The organism is Novosphingobium sp. PhB55 (assembly GCF_004368805.1).
Lineage (GTDB): Bacteria > Pseudomonadota > Alphaproteobacteria > Sphingomonadales > Sphingomonadaceae > Novosphingobium.
In genome coordinates, this window is sequence record NZ_SODQ01000001.1 from 40,327 (window position 1) to 53,623 (window position 13,297).

General features: G+C 66.6%; 11 protein-coding genes. 6 read left to right on the forward strand and 5 right to left on the reverse strand.

The window, feature by feature from the left end; all coding sequences use genetic code 11:
• Positions 1-35 precede the first annotated feature (35 nt).
• The 4 genes from plsY (at position 36) to EDF57_RS00230 (ending at position 4,786) form a co-directional block, all read left to right on the forward strand.
• A complete protein-coding gene (plsY, locus tag EDF57_RS00215) occupies positions 36-623 on the forward strand; it encodes a glycerol-3-phosphate 1-O-acyltransferase PlsY (protein ID WP_134092695.1) in 588 nt (195 codons plus the stop codon).
• Positions 620-1,774, forward strand: a complete 1,155-nt coding sequence (gene dprA, locus EDF57_RS00220; RefSeq protein WP_134092696.1) for a DNA-processing protein DprA — start codon at positions 620-622, stop codon at positions 1,772-1,774. The genes plsY and dprA overlap by 4 nt, the downstream gene beginning before the upstream one ends.
• 196 nt (positions 1,775-1,970) lie before the next feature.
• Positions 1,971-4,610, forward strand: a complete 2,640-nt coding sequence (topA, locus tag EDF57_RS00225; protein ID WP_134092697.1) for a type I DNA topoisomerase — start codon at positions 1,971-1,973, stop codon at positions 4,608-4,610.
• A complete protein-coding gene (locus EDF57_RS00230) occupies positions 4,607-4,786 on the forward strand; it encodes a hypothetical protein (RefSeq protein ID WP_132262204.1) in 180 nt (59 codons plus the stop codon). Before topA ends, EDF57_RS00230 begins: the two co-directional genes overlap by 4 nt.
• Positions 4,787-4,825: 39 nt before the next feature.
• Here EDF57_RS00230 and EDF57_RS00235 read toward each other — a convergent pair whose 3' ends face one another.
• Positions 4,826-6,340, reverse strand: coding sequence for a hypothetical protein (locus tag EDF57_RS00235; protein WP_134092698.1), 1,515 nt, complete (start codon positions 6,338-6,340; stop codon positions 4,826-4,828).
• Positions 6,341-6,525: 185 nt separating this feature from the next.
• Between EDF57_RS00235 and EDF57_RS00240 the strand changes: the two genes are divergently transcribed.
• Positions 6,526-7,926: an MFS transporter gene (locus EDF57_RS00240; RefSeq protein ID WP_134092699.1), complete on the forward strand. Its 1,401-nt coding sequence runs from the start codon at positions 6,526-6,528 to the stop codon at positions 7,924-7,926.
• On the opposite strand, the gene EDF57_RS00245 is transcribed toward EDF57_RS00240, so the two are convergent.
• The 4 genes from EDF57_RS00245 to lepB form a co-directional block, all read right to left on the reverse strand.
• Entirely contained in the window at positions 7,923-8,990 is a 1,068-nt protein-coding gene (locus EDF57_RS00245) for an SGNH/GDSL hydrolase family protein (RefSeq protein WP_134092700.1), read from the reverse strand. The two genes, EDF57_RS00240 and EDF57_RS00245, sit on opposite strands and share 4 nt — an antisense overlap.
• Positions 8,990-9,883: a GTPase Era gene (gene era / locus EDF57_RS00250; protein ID WP_132262211.1), complete on the reverse strand. Its 894-nt coding sequence runs from the start codon at positions 9,881-9,883 to the stop codon at positions 8,990-8,992. The genes EDF57_RS00245 and era overlap by 1 nt, the downstream gene beginning before the upstream one ends.
• Before the next feature lie 134 nt (positions 9,884-10,017).
• Positions 10,018-10,686, reverse strand: a complete 669-nt coding sequence (gene rnc / locus EDF57_RS00255; RefSeq protein WP_132262213.1) for a ribonuclease III — start codon at positions 10,684-10,686, stop codon at positions 10,018-10,020.
• Complete coding sequence (gene lepB, locus EDF57_RS00260) at positions 10,687-11,583, reverse strand: signal peptidase I (RefSeq protein ID WP_132262214.1); 897 nt, start codon at positions 11,581-11,583, stop codon at positions 10,687-10,689.
• Positions 11,584-11,772: 189 nt separating this feature from the next.
• Here lepB and pgi point away from each other — a divergent pair, with 189 nt between their 5' ends.
• A complete protein-coding gene (gene pgi, locus EDF57_RS00265) occupies positions 11,773-13,293 on the forward strand; it encodes a glucose-6-phosphate isomerase (protein ID WP_134092701.1) in 1,521 nt (506 codons plus the stop codon).
• Positions 13,294-13,297 lie beyond the last annotated feature (4 nt).

The following is a 13,297-nucleotide window of genomic DNA, read 5'->3' on the forward strand; positions in this document are numbered from 1 at the left end:
TGGCGGATTTTCACGCAGGCTCTTAAGAGGCGTTCATGGATTGGATTCTCGCCCTTTTTATGGGTTATGCCCTCGGTTCGGTGCCCTTCGGCCTGTTGATTACGCGCATGGCCGGGGCCGGCGACTTGCGCTCGATCGGTTCGGGCAACATCGGGGCCACGAATGTCCTGCGCACGGGCCGCAAGGGGCTGGCGGCCGCCACGCTGCTGCTGGATCTGCTGAAGGGCCTGGCCGCGGTCCTGATCGCGGCTCATTTCCTGCCGGAATGGACCTGGCTGGCCGCGCTCGGCGCGTTTCTCGGCCACTGTTTCCCGGTCTGGCTGGGCTTCAAGGGCGGCAAGGGGGTCGCCACCACCGCCGGCATCGCCTTCGGGCTCGCCTGGCCAGTGGGGCTTGCCTATGCCGTGACCTGGATCGGGCTGCTGCTGACCTTGCGGATTTCCTCTGTTGCAGGAATGACGGCCGCCGTCGTCGCGCCGATTGCGGCCTTGTTGCTGGGCCATGGTGAGGCGGCCGGCGTGCTCGCCGTGATCGCCGCTATCGTGGTGTTCCAGCACCGCGAGAACCTCGCCCGCCTGCGCGCCGGAACGGAACCCAGGATCGGGAGCGGCAAGAAGCCGTGACCGGGGCGGGGGGCGCGGAGCAGGGCGTACCGCCAGGGGAGGCTGCTGCGCTTTCGCAGGAGGAAGCCTTCGCCCGCATTCGCCTGCTGCGCTCGCCGAATATCGGCCCGATCACGTACAGGCAGCTTCTCGGCCGATTTGGGGAGGCGCGCGCGGCGCTCGGCGCGCTTCCGGATCTCGCCGGACGGGCAGGACGGCTATACGAAGCGGCGTCCGAACACCGGGTCCAGGCGGAAATCGCGGCGACGCGAAAGGCCGGCGCGCGTTATCTTTTTCACGATTCGCCGGATTATCCGCAGCTTCTCGCCCATAGCGACGGCGCCCCGCCGATCCTGACCTATCGCGGCGATCTTGCCGTTCTGGGCCGCCCGGCCGTGGCTATCGTGGGCGCGCGCAACGCTTCGGCAGGTGCCGTGCGTCTGGCGCGGGACTTCGCGCATGGCCTTGCCGAGGCGGGTTTCACGGTAGTTTCCGGGTTGGCGCGCGGCATCGACGGCGCGGCGCATGCCGGCGCTCTGGCGGGCGGCTCGACCATAGGCGTGATCGCCAGCGGGATCGACATCGCCTATCCGCCCGAACATGCCGACTTGCAGGCGCGAGTCGCCAGCGAGGGCCTGCTGCTTGCAGAGCAGCCGCCGGGGACGGAGCCGCTGGCCCGTCACTTTCCCACTCGCAACCGCATCATTGCCGGGCTGGCAACGGGTACCCTGGTGGTTGAGGCGGCGCCGAAGTCCGGGTCGCTCATTACCGCGCGGCTCGCCGGAGAGATGGGGCGCGAGGTCATGGCGGTGCCGGGCTCGCCGCTCGATCCGCGCTCGCATGGTTGCAACCAGCTCATTCGCGACGGGGCCGTGCTGGTGCAATCGGTGGAGGACGTCATCGAACTGCTTTCCGGTTTCGACGGGATACCCGGATCGCGGATGAGCGCCAGCTTGCAGGAAGCCCAGTCGCAGTGGCAGGACGAGGATCGGCTGCTTGTGGCGCCGCGCGAAATCTGCGTGGCGGACCTGCTGACGAGCGCGCCGGTAGCGGTCGACGAATTGATTCGCCAGTCGGGCGCGGGCGCGCCATCGGTGCAGATGGCCCTTCTCGAACTCGAAATCGGTGGCCGTCTGCAGCGTCATGCGGGGGGCAGGGTCAGTCTGTGCTGAGCGTCCTGGTCGCGGTGAGCGGCGGGAAAGGCGGGTTTCCCGCAGCCAGGGCAGAAACCTGACCTGAATTCTGGTTTGAAATGAAGATGCCACATCTGGGCGCTTGACGAGTGCCCCAATCGCTTCCCACCCTATGCGTACACGTATATGCGCACGTAAGGCGCATGTCGCCCAGGGGCACACAGAGTCTGAAAGAATGCAGCTAGTCATCGTAGAATCGCCGGCAAAGGCGAAAACCATCGAGAAGTACCTCGGCAAGGACTACAAGGTTCTCGCCAGCTACGGCCACGTCCGCGACCTTCCGCCGAAGGATGGCTCCGTCCGTCCCGACGAGGGCTTCGAGATGGACTGGGAGCTTTACGGGGACAAGCAGAAGCAGGTGAAGGCGATCACCGACGCCGCGAAGGGGGCAGACCGCCTGATCCTCGCGACTGACCCTGATCGCGAAGGCGAAGCGATTTCCTGGCACGTGCGCGAGCTTCTGGCCAAGCGCAAGGCGCTGCCCAAGGACGTGCAGCGCGTGACCTTCAACGCCATCACCAAGGATACCGTCACCAAGGCGATGACCCAGCCGCGCGAGCTGGATCAGGATCTGATCGACGCCTATCTCGCCCGCCGCGCGCTGGACTACCTGTTCGGCTTCACGCTTTCGCCGGTGCTCTGGCGCAAGCTGCCGGGTGCCAAGTCGGCCGGCCGCGTGCAGTCGGTGGCCCTGCGCCTGATCGTCGACCGCGAGCGCGAGATCGAGGCTTTCAAGCCGCAGGAATACTGGTCCGTAGCGGCGCAGATGGCGCATGACGGCACCGAGTTCGCCGCCAAGCTGGTCGCTTTCGAGGGCAAGAAGCTCGATCGCCTCAGCATCGGCGAAGAAGGCACGGCGATGCGCGCCAAGGCCGCTGTCGAAAACGGTGCCTTCACCGTCGAATCGGTCGAGACCAAGCCGCACAAGCGCAACCCGCAGCCGCCGTTCACCACGTCTACGCTGCAGCAGGAGGCGGCGCGCAAGCTCGGCTTCTCGGCCAGCCAGACCATGCGCGTGGCGCAGACGCTCTATGAAGCCGGCGCGATCACTTACATGCGTACCGATGGCGTGCAGATGGACCCCAGCGCCATCTCCGCCGCCCGTGCCGCGATCACGGACCGGTTCTCGGGCCATTACCTGCCCGAGCAGCCGCGCATCTACCAGACCAAGGCGAAGAATGCGCAGGAAGCGCACGAGGCGATCCGGCCGACCGAGTTCACCCGCGACCGTTTCGGCTCGGGCGACGAGGCGCGCCTCTACGACCTGATCTTCAAGCGCGCCATGGCCAGCCAGATGGCCTCGGCCGCGCTCGAACGCACCACGGTCACTCTCCGGGACGGTACCGGCCAGCACGAGCTGCGCGCTTCGGGCCAGGTGGTGAAGTTCCCGGGCTTCCTTGCCGTCTACGAGGAAGGTCAGGACAACAAGTCCGAAGATGACGACGGCGGCCTGCTGCCGTTCATGAAGTCGGGCGACATGCCGGCGAAAAAGGGCGTCACGGCCGAGCAGCACTTCACCCAGCCGCCGCCGCGTTTCTCGGAAGCCAGCCTGGTCAAGCGCCTCGAAGAACTCGGCATCGGCCGTCCGTCGACATATGCGGCGACGATCCAGGTCATCAAGGACCGCAACTACGTCCGCACCGAGAAGAACCGTTTCTTCGCAGAGGAATCGGGCCGACTTCTCACCTCGTTCCTCGAACGCTTCTTCCAGCGCTACGTCGCCTACGAATTCACGGCGGGCATGGAAGACGAGCTGGACGACGTTTCGGGCGGCCGCCAGGAATGGAAGGCGCTGCTCGAAGCCTTCTGGCGCGACTTCAAGCCGAAGTCGGACGAAGTCATGGAAAAGAAGCCCTCGGAAGTGACCGAGGCGCTGGACGAATTCCTGTCCGACTACCTGTTCCCGCCCAAGGCGGACGGTACCGATCCGCGTCTTTGCCCGAAGTGCGGCGAGGGCCGCCTGTCGCTGCGCGGCGGTCGCTACGGCGCATTCGTCGCCTGCTCGAACTACCCGGAGTGCAAGTTCACCCGCAAGTTCGCACAGCCCGGCGGCGCCGCGGATGGCGGCGATGACGAAGGCCTGGGCAAGGACCCCGAAACCGGCCTTGAGATCATGCGTCGTTCGGGACGTTTCGGTCCCTACATCCAGCTCGGCGAAGGCAAGGAAGCCAAGCGCGCGTCGATCCCCAAGGATATCGATGAACTCACGCTGGAATGGGGGATCAAGCTGCTCAGCCTGCCGCGCACGATCGGGCCGCACCCGGAAACCGGCAACGACATCACCGCGAGCATCGGCCGTTACGGCCCCTATCTTGCACATAACGGCAAATATGCCCGCCTGCGTTCGACCGCTGAAGTGTTCGAGACGGGCATGAACATGGCCGTGACCAAGCTTGCCGAAGCGGCGGCGGGCGCGGGCGGGCGTGGTTCGCGTGCGGCAGCCGAGCCGATCAAGGTTCTGGGCGCTCACCCGACATCGGGCGGCGAGATCAAGGTGCTGGCGGGTCGCTACGGGCCTTACGTCACTGACGGCACGACCAATGCCACCCTGCCGCGTGACCAGAAGCCGGAGGACCTGACGGCCGAGCAGGCGATCACGCTGATCGACGAGAAGGCTGCCAAGGGCCCGGCGAAGGGCAAGAAGAAGGCTGCGCCCAAGAAGGCCGCGGCCAAGAAAGCGCCTGCAAAGAAAGCGGCCGCAAAGGATGCCGGGGACAAGCCTGCTGCAGCCAAGAAGCCCGCAGCCAAGAAGCCTGCCGCAAAGAAAGCCACCGCCAAGGCTCCGGCAAAGCCCAAGAAGGAAGCAGCCGAATGAGCGACAAGATCGCCAAGCACAAGCAGCCCTGGAAGCCGGAGGAACTGCAGAAGCTTCAGACCCTGGCCGGTAAGGGCAAGGGTCTGAAGGAAATCGCCAAGGCGCTCAACCGCACCGAGGAATCGACCAAGGATGCCGCGCGCCAGCACGGCTTTGCGGTCGCCAAGGCCCGCTGACCCGCCAGCCGGGCCCGCCTTTGAACCTGCGGGCCTGGTTCAGAAGGCCGGTTTCAGCCGGTAGAGCCCGAATTTCCGGGTGCCGACGATGACGCCCTCGTAGCGCTCATATGAGTGCGCGAGGGCTTTTCGTATCTGCGCGCGGGTCCGCAGATTGGGCAGGTTGGGACGGCTCGATTCCGAGACCACGATCACGCCGGGGCGGCTTTGCAGGATCCGGCCGACTTCCGCCTCGGGATCGACTCCCAGCGCGCCGGCCTCGTTCATCGCATTGAGATGGCTTGGGTAGGCGAAGCGCGTGGGAATGCAGGCATTGGTGGTGCGGTAGAGGGCGCTGTCGCCTTCGTAGACATAGAGGCAGCGGCCCCGCAGTTCGCGGGCGACCGCCTGGCTGGCGGCGGCAAAGTCCGCCGCCGTGCCGCGTTCGCGCACTTGCAGGGCGGGAACCACCAGAGCGCCCAGCAGGCCGAAGCCCAGCAGGAGCCGCCCGTACCAACGCTCGCCGCGAGCCTCGCGGGCGAGGGCCGGGGCCGACAGCAGGCAAAGCGGCACGAGGACCGGCCCGAGATAATGGTCGTACCAGGTGCCGAAAACCAGGAACCCCAGCACGGCGACGAGCGCCCAGACGCGCATGCCCGGAAGCATGGCAGGACAAGTTCCGCCTGGAAGCGTATGACGTCGCGGCGCGAGCAGGATGGCGAGCGCGAAGGGCGTCATCGCCAGGCCCTCTTTCGCCAGTTGCGCGAAAGCGTCTGCCTGATCGACGGCGCGGCCGAATATCGAGAGGAAATTGGCCTGGACGAATGCCGCGCCGTCCCCGGCCGCGGCATAGCCGGCCCAGACGGCGAGAGTGGGGGCGAGGGCGGTTCCGGCCCAGACCGGGCCGGTCAGAGCCAGCCGCAGCAGGCCCCACCCGTCCCGCCGCCCGCGAAGCAGCAGCATCATGCCGAAACCCACGCCCTCGAAAACGACGCTATACTTGATCTGCAGGGCCAGGCCGAGCAGCAGCATGGCGGCGCATCCCCGCAGGACCAGCCTTGCATCCCGGTTTCGCGGCATGGCCCGAAGCACGATCAGGGCGGCCAGCGCGACGGGGAGATTGTAGAATACAGGCGCCTGTCCCAGTGCCACGTTGAACACCGGCTGGTAGAGCAGGTAGGCAAGGCCCGCGGCCTGCGCTGCCCGGGCAGGCGCGATGGCGCGGGCCATGCGTTCGATCACCAGCGCCGTGAGAACCGAAAAGACCAGGCCGGCGAGCTGATATGCCAGCACCGGGTCGATGGGCAGGGCGAACAGGCTGCGATAGAGCAGGAACAGGCCGTAAGGCTTGCGGTCCCAGATATCGACGAAAGGCAAGGCGCCCTGCGCCATGCGCTGGCCGACCAGCAGGTAGAATTGCTCGTCCGATTGGAAGGCCGGCTTGCCGAACATCATCAGCCGGAGGATCAGTCCCGCGGTCAGGTAGAGCAGGGGCGAGGCGACCGCCGGCCGTGCCGGTGCGACATTGCCCGCGCGGGCGATCCTCGCCGCCGTCAGCCGCGCGATTCCGATCATTGCTTCGACCCTTTTTCACTCGCCCTCGTGCCCCGATACGGCGGGCAGGCGATGGCGCGGCCGTGTCATGCCGGGGGAAGGTTGCGGTATGGAGACACCGGCGCCACCCACCCTTCGGATGGCTTGCGACAATTTCTTACCCGAGCCACCTTGCGACCGGAGCGGAACTCAGGCGTTGGAAGATAATGCTGCGAATGCGAGACGATGAAGGCGTGACCCCGGCCGCCTTGAAGGACGAGGACGATAGCGGCCTGCCGATGCCGCGCCGCATATGGGCGATCGTGGCCATCTCGTTCGGCACGGCGCTGTTCGTGCTGGACGGGACGATCGCCAATGTCGCCCTGCCGACGATTGCGGGCGAGCTTTCGGTGGAAGAGGGCGTCGTCGTCAACGTGGTGACGGTCTACCAGCTCGTCATGGTCATGGCGCTCCTGCCTTTCGCCAACCTGGGGGAGCGCCTGGGGCTGCGACGGGTCTACCAGACCGGGCAGGTGATCTTCATGGCCGCTTCGGCGCTGGCGTTCCTCGCCAATTCGCTGCCGATGCTGCTGGTGATCCGTGCCGGTCAGGCGCTGGGTGCCGGCATGGCCATGAGCGTGGGCACCGCGTTGATCCGGCAGATCTACCCCAAGGCAAAGCTCGGCAGCGGGCTGGGCATCAACTCGGTGATCGTGGCGTCGTCGAACGCGCTGGCGCCGGTGCTGGGAGGCTTCATCGTGGCCCATGCGGACTGGCGCTGGGTCTTCGTGGCGGCAGTGCCTTTCGCGCTGATCTCGCTCGTCATCGGGCGTTTCCTGCCTGAGCCGCAGCGGGGAGAAACCCCGTTTGACTGGGCCGCCGGGCTGTGGAGTGCGGCCAGCTTCGCCATGCTGATCGGCGGCCTGGAACTCGCGGCACATGGCGGCATGGTGGAACTGGGCATCGTCGTGGCGCTGGGCGGTCTGGGCTCGGCCCTGCTGCTGGCACGGCGGGAGCGGGGCAAAGCCAATCCGGTTTTCCCGGTAGACCTCATGGCCCGGCCGGCCATCGGCCTCTCCACGATCGCCGCCGTGGCCGCCTTCATCGGTTCGGCGGCGCTGATCGTGGCACTACCCTTCCGGCTGGAGCAGGGCATGGGCTATAGCGCCCAACAAGTGGGCCTGCTGGTGCTGCCGTTCCCGTTGACGATGCTGGTGGTGGCGCCCGTGGCGGGATGGCTCTCGGACCATGTCTCGCCCTCGATCATGGGGCTGGTCGGAATGGGCATTGCCGTCGCCGGGCTGGTGCTGCTGGCGTTCCTGCCCGCGCAACCCGGTGCCTTTGCGATCGCCTGGCGGCTGGTCGTCGCAGCTTTCGGGTTCAGCCTGTTCTTCTCGCCCAATGCCCGCATGGTCGTGGGCAACGCCCCGCGCGCGCGGTCGGCAGCGGCAGGCGGATTGCTCGCCACCGGACGCCTCTTCGGCCAGACGCTGGGCGCGGCGATGATCGGGACGATGTTGTCGCTCGGCGCCGGACAAGGCCCGGCGCCGATGCTCATGGCCGCTTCGCTGGCGGTGGTGGCGGCCCTTGCGAGCCTGGCCCGCTGGCGCCTGGCCGAGAAGGCCTAGCGCCGCGACTTGACGCCGGTCTGGCTCTTGATGCCGGGCTTGGCCGCGCTGCCGGTAGGTGCGGGCGTGGGCGTTGCCTGTGGAGCCGGCGGGGGCGGGGTGGCGATCATCGGCGCGGGCGCCGCCTGCGGCTGCAGGGTCAGCGTCGGCCGCGGCGCCTTCACGCCGCTACGGGTCAGCCACCAGGCGATGTCGTTGGCGGTGGCCTGCATGCCGGCGAAGTTCAGGTGCCATTGCAGGCCCTGGCTGCCGTCATAGCCTTCCGGCGATCCGATCATCCAGGGCAGCGGATCGCAGGGCGTATGCGCGGAGGAGGACTGGTTCATCTCGACGACGATGGCATTGTAGGCCTGCGCGACGCGCGCCGTGATTTCCGAAAGGCGCTGGCCGGTACGGCGCACCACTGCGGCGTGATCCTCGCTGACCGGCGTGACGGCGCACAGCGATCCTGCCTGGGGCAGGGGCGTGAGGTACTGCACGAAGACGAGCCGCGCGCGCGGAGCGACCGTGCGGATGCGGCGCGCGATCTCCATCATCTGCATCTCGTCGCGCGCGTAGTCGACCTCGGTGGGGACCTTCACGGCGCCGCAGGCGGCCCGCTTGCTGCCCGCCGGCATCTGGCTGGCGCGATAGAGGCAGGTCGCGGTGAACAGATTGCCGATGTAGTTGAGGTCGTTGCCGCCGATCGTCACCGTCACCAGCCGTGTCTGCGGGGTGACGGCATTGATCTGCGGGCCGATCTCGCCCCAGGGGCCAAGGACATTGTTGGTCGTGGCGCCCGAGCAGGTGCGGTCGGTCAGGATCATTCCGAAGCGCTCTGCCAGCAGCGTCGGATAGTTGTTCATGCTCTGGCCGCAGCGTGCCGGAGCGCCGGACTTGGCCGGCGGCAGCATCGGGCCGGCCGCGAAGGAGGAGCCGATCGCCACGTAGCGCTGCCCGACGAGGCTTTCCTCGACGGCAACGGTCTGTTCGGCCTCGGCAGCCCGGGCCTGCGCGGCCGATAGCGCCAGCGTGCCGGAAATCATGACGGCGGCTGACAACGCCGTCGACGTGAAACGTGCCATCACTTGACCCAGTCCAACCCCATCTCTTCGTAGAAATCGCGGGCGTCGGCCCAGTTTTCCTCGACTTTGACGTGGAGGAACAAGTGGACCTTCTGCCCGAGCACTTCGCCCAGTTCCTTGCGCGCCGCCTCGCCGATGGACTTGATCTTCGAGCCGCCCTTGCCCAGCACGATGGCGCGCTGGTTGTCGCGGGTGACGACGATCTGCTGGCGGATCTCCACCGAGCCGTCCTTGCGCTGCTCATAGGCTTCCGGGCGCACCGCGGCGTCGTAGGGCAGTTCCTCGTGAAGCTGCTTGTAGAGCTGCTCGCGGGTGATCTCGCAGGCGAGCAGGCGCTCGCTCGCGTCGGAGACCTGGTCTTCCGGGTAGTGCCAGGGGCCTTCCGGCATGAGCCCGGCGAGATGGGCCTTCAGCTCGGGCACGCCGTCGCCCGAGAGCGCGGAGACGAAGAACACTTCGTCGAACTGGACTTTGCCGGTGAGTTCCTGGGCCAGCACCAGCAGCGGTTCCTTGGCGCCGGCATCGACCTTGTTGATCACCAGGATCTTGCGTTCGGGACGCGTCGCCAGCGCTTCGAGCAGGGGTTCCAGCTCGTGGCGGCGCTTCTTGATCGGGTCTACCACCAGCAGGATGGCGTCGGCCTCCTGCGCGCCTTCCCAGGCTGCAGCGACCATCGCCCGGTCCAGGCGGCGCTTCGGCTCGAAGATGCCGGGAGTATCGGCCAGGATGATCTGAACGTCATCGGCAAGGGCGATGCCCAGCAGGCGCGCGCGGGTGGTCTGGGCCTTGGCCGAAGTGATCGCCACTTTCTGCCCGACCAGCGCGTTGACCAGCGTGGACTTGCCGGCATTTGGCGCGCCGATCACGGCGACGAGTCCGCATTTTTGAGTCATTGTCATTCCTTTGGTCAGGCTCGGCGCCTGCGTGCTTTGGGTCTTCGGCGATTTTCGTTTTCGACAGGTCCAGGGCTAAACGCGGGACGTTCCGATTGGTGTCCCGGCTCGCTCCAGTCGGTCCTGCCGAAGGATCAGCCGAATTTTCTCATGAATTCTTCGGCAGCGCGAGTCTCGGCATCCTGCTTGGAATTGGCCGTGGCGCGCGCGGCGCCGACATTGTGGACCGCGACCTCCACCGTGAACTGCGAGGCATGGTCCGGGCCGGAGCGTTCGACCAGCTTGTATTCCGGCATGCGGCGGCGGTTTCCGGCGGCCCATTCCTGCAATGCGGACTTGGGGTGCTTGCGCTTGCCCGCCTTGCCGTGCATCGATTCGGACCACAGCTTGCGCACCATCACGCGCGCCGCTTCGAAGCCGCGCTCAGTGAAGCAGGCGCCGATCAAGGCCTCCATCACGTCGCCCAGGATATTGTCGCTGTCCAGCCCGCCGTCGTCGCGCGCCTGCTTGCCGAGGCGCATGTGCGGGCCGAGGCCGATCTGCCGCGCGACTTGCGCGCAGGTCTGGCGGCTGACGAGCGCGTTGAGGCGCTGCGAAAGGCGGCCTTCCGCTTCCTCGCTGTTTTCGAAAAGCCATTCGGCGACCGAGAGTCCGAGGACCCGGTCGCCGAGGAATTCCAGTCTTTCGTAGTTGCGCTTCTCGCCGGTGCTGCCGTGAGTGAGGGCGGCCAGCCAGAGCGTTTCGTCGCCCGGAAGGTTGCCCGTGACTTCGGCGAGGAACTCGCGGTCCTTTGCTTCAAGCACTCAGATCACGCTCCCGATCCGGCTCCAGCGGGCGGCAGTGAACCAGGTCCAGGGCTTGAGCCATTCTGCATCGCCGTCGGTGGAGAACATCATCACCGCGGCCTTGCCCACCAGGTTGTCCTGCGGGACGATGCCGATACCCTGGCCCTCGATCGCCGGGAAGCGGCTGTCGAGCGAATTGTCGCGGTTGTCGCCCATCAGGAACATGTGGCCTTCGGGCACGATGTAGACGCCGGTGTCGTCCTGCGGGGTCTGGCCAAGGTCGAGCACGTTGTAGCTCTTGCCGTTCGGCAGGGTCTCGCGGAACTGCGGGTAGTTGCAGACCGGGCCGCCGGCGGCATCCTTGCCTTCGAACTCGGGGGCGTAGCAATGGGTGTTCGCAGTGACCGGCAGCGCGAAGTCGGGCTGTTTGACGCGCGGAACCGCCTTGCCGTTGATCCAGACCTGTCCGCCTTTCACCTGCACTTCATCGCCCGGAAGGCCGATGACGCGCTTGATGTAGTCGACATCGTTGCCGGGGGGCGCCTTGAAGATCACCACGTCGCCGCGTTCCGGCTGGCCGGCGAAGACGCGGCCGGGGATCAGCGGCAGGCTGAAGGGCAGCGAATACTTCGAATAGCCGTAGGACCACTTGGAAGCGAACAGGTAATCCCCGTTCAGCAGCCGGGGCAGCATCGACTCGCTGGGGATGTTGAACGGCGAGATGATGAAGCTTCGCAGCACCACGACGCCGAGCACCAGCCAGAGCAGGAAGGAGAAGAAGCCTTCATCCTTCTTGGCATCCTTCTTGGCGTCCTTCACGACCGGCTTGCCGCCGCCGCTTGAGGCAGGCCCCGATGAGGGTAGTTCAGACTTGTCGGATGCGGGGCCGGAAGTCGCGGTTTCGATGTCGCTCATGGCTCGAACCCTTGTTGCGCGCGAGGCCATCCGTCAAGTGACATACCGAGCAGAGACACATCCGTATCGACCAAAAACGTCATGTTCCTGACGTGCGTCCTGCGCAGAGATGGGTACAAGAATGACCTTGGCCTTCTGCCGCCTGCTGGGCATAAGGCTGGCCCCCAACCCGAACAAAGGAACCATGGCATGAGCGAAACGGTATGGAACAAGCTGAAAGGATTGCCCAAACCGACGCTTGCCGAGCTGTTCGACGCCGATCCGGCCCGGCTCGACCTGCTCGCCACTCGCCTGGAGCTGGGTGACGAGACCAGCCCCGGCGCCATGCGGTTCGACTGGTCGAAAACTCACCTCGATGCCGCCCATATCGCCGCTTTCGAGGAACTGGCCGAAGCCACCGACTTCGCCGGGCGCCGCGCGGCGCTGTTTTCGGGCGAAATCGTCAACCCGACCGAGGGTCGCGCTGCCGAGCATACCGCCCAGCGCGGCGTCGGCAGCGACGAGAGCGTGGCACTTGCGCATGAGTTCCACGCCCGCATGGCCGCCATCGTCGAGGCCATTCACCGCGGCGCCATGGGCGAAGTGAAGCACCTGATCCACGTCGGCATCGGCGGCTCGGCCCTCGGCCCGGCGCTGGCGATCGACGCGCTCGCCCGCGACGGCGCCATGGTGGACGTTCAGGTCGTTTCCAACATCGACGGCTGCGCGCTCGAAGCGGCCTTTGCCAAGTGCGACCCGGCAACGACGATGCTGGCCGTAGCGTCCAAGACCTTCACCACCATCGAGACGATGACGAATGCCGAAAGCGTCCTTTCGTGGATGCGCGAGAACGGCGTGGAAGACCCCTACGGACGGGTCGTCGCCCTCACCGCAGCGCCGGAAAAGGCCGTGGAATGGGGCGTGGACGAGACTCGCATCCTGCCGTTCTCGGAAAGCGTCGGCGGGCGCTACTCGCTCTGGTCGTCGATCGGTTTTCCGGTCGCCATGGCGCTGGGCTGGCCGGATTTCGCCGAATTTCTCGACGGCGCGGCGGCAATGGACATGCACTTCCGCGACACCGACGGTCTCGCCAACCTGCCGCTGCGCGCCGCTTTCGCCGACCAGTACTATACCCGCCTGCGCGGCTGCCAGACCCGCGCCGTCTTCGCCTATGACGAACGACTGGCGCTGCTGCCGGACTATCTCCAGCAGCTGGAGATGGAATCGAACGGCAAGAGCGTGAAGTACGACGGCTCGCCGGTCGACGGGCCGACGGCGCCGATCACCTGGGGCGGCGTGGGCACGGACGCGCAGCACGCCGTGTTCCAGCTGCTCCATCAGGGCACCAACCTGGTGCCGGTGGACTTCATCGCCGCGATTGCCCCGGGCGACGATCTCAACCCCGCGCATCACCGCATTCTCCTGTCGAACTGCTTCGCGCAGGGCGCGGCGCTGATGGCCGGCAAGGCGAGCGAGGACCCGGCGCGGGCCTATGCGGGCGACCGTCCTTCGGCGACGATCCTGCTGGACGAAATCTCGCCGGCGACGTTCGGCGCCTTGGTGGCGTTCCACGAACACCGCACTTTCGCCAATGCCGTGCTGATGGAGATCAACCCCTTCGACCAGTTCGGTGTCGAGCTGGGCAAGGAAATCGCCAAGCAGATCGAGAAGGGTGGCACCACGTTCGATCCCTCGACCGAGGCGCTGCTGCAGCTTTCGGGAATCGCCTGAGGTA